General features: G+C 44.1%; 2 protein-coding genes. One reads left to right on the top strand and one right to left on the bottom strand.

The genetic code is table 11. The features are described 5' to 3' along the window. Positions 1-49: 49 nt before the first annotated feature. The gene (locus R7P72_RS24335) at positions 50-1,006 is read left to right on the top strand and encodes an AEC family transporter (protein ID WP_021449307.1); all 957 of its coding nucleotides are present in this window, start codon (positions 50-52) and stop codon (positions 1,004-1,006) included. Between the two features lie 74 nt (positions 1,007-1,080). Here the strand turns inward: R7P72_RS24335 and R7P72_RS24330 are convergent. Continuing rightward, positions 1,081-1,439, bottom strand: a 359-nt coding sequence (locus R7P72_RS24330) for a MarR family winged helix-turn-helix transcriptional regulator (RefSeq protein WP_318110871.1), incomplete at its 5' end; no start/stop codon positions are given.

Genomic DNA, 1,439 nt, shown 5'->3' with positions numbered 1-1,439 from the left:
TTAATAGCGAAACAATAATGACTTTTTCTTTTTTGCTGCGGATACTTACATGGATTCTGTTTTACATCAGTTGCAATTCTCTTTGTCGATCACCGGCCCCATCTGCTTAATGTTGGTGCTTGGCGTTATCTTTAAACGGTTTGGTCTCATCAACGATAACTTTATTGAAATAGGCTCTAAGCTGGTTTTTAAGGTCACGCTGCCAGCCATGTTGTTTGTCAGTATTGTGGCTTCTGAGCATGATTTTTCTGCCGCCAGTGGTTTCATCAACTACGGCGTAGTCGCGAGCATTCTGTTTTTTATTTTCACCTACATGTCCGTTTCTGTTCTGTTTAAGTCTTCTCCCGATCAGGGCGTGTTGATTCAAGGTGGATTTCGCGCCAACACTGGCATTATCGGCATTGCATACGTTGCGAATGCTTATGGTTCACAGGGTGTCGCATTAGCTGCTCTTTATGTCGCCATCACCACATTTATCTACAACGTTCAAGCGGTGATCTGCCTATCACCCAAAGGCGCTACGTCTGCCTCTCAAGCAGCAAAAATGATGGGAAGAACACTGACGAAGAACCCGCTTATCATCTCCATCGTTTTAGGTATGCTTTTCTACTTGTTGTCGATTCCGGTTCCAAATGTAGTCATTGATGCGGGTAACTATCTGTCGAAAATGACGTTGCCGCTCGCATTGTTATGTACAGGCGGGTCGTTGGATTTTAGTTTGATGAGAAAGGAAAAAGGCCCGTCTTGGTTTGCAAGCAGTTACAAGTTGATTGTCGCCCCAGTGTTGATCACGTTAGGCGCGTATTTTGTTGGTTTTCGAGGTATTGAATTGGGGATTTTATTCTTCATGAACGCCTCACCCGTTGCGGCAGCGAGTTACGTCATGGCCCGCTCAATGGGAGGAAACGCGGTACTGGCAGCCAACATTATTGCTTTGACAACCGTGCTTTCAACCGTCACCTGCACGTTCGGTATTGTGGTTCTAAAATCGTACGGTTTGATCTGAAAAATGAAATAAAAAAGCCTCAGAATATAGCTGAGGCTTTACAAAAAGGCTTAGATTTAACGCAGAGAAAACGCTTACGAATGATTGGCTAATGTCATTTTCCTTACCAAACGAAAAAACTCTGCCGACTCATCTTCTGATAAACAAGAGAAGAACTCGCGCTGTAAGTTCCTCATTATTTGATGAACTTTCTTAATCGTTACTTCACCTTCTTTCGTCAAACTGAGCATTTTCAGTCTTTTATTCGCCTCACTCTTCGAAACGCACACAAAACCACGTTTTTCCAAGTTATCGACCATGCGCTTTGCAACGCTTCGTTCGGTCAAAACGGCATCGGCTAACGCTTGTTGACTCATGGGCTGAAACTCTTCTAACGCTGCCAACGCACTGGCCATCTCTAAGGTCATCTGATTTTGACGACATAACTCTGCCT

Origin of the sequence: Vibrio sp. Vb0888 (assembly GCF_033338835.1) — a bacterium.
In the GTDB taxonomy this organism is placed as follows: domain Bacteria; phylum Pseudomonadota; class Gammaproteobacteria; order Enterobacterales; family Vibrionaceae; genus Vibrio; species Vibrio alginolyticus.
Note: the sequence above shows the minus strand (reverse complement) of the source record. Positions and strands in the feature narration are given on the sequence as shown.

Coding starts and splice junctions, on each gene's coding strand:
- R7P72_RS24335 (WP_021449307.1), top strand. CDS start 50: ATGGATTCTGTTTTACATCAGTTGCAATTCTCTTTGTCGATCACCGGC.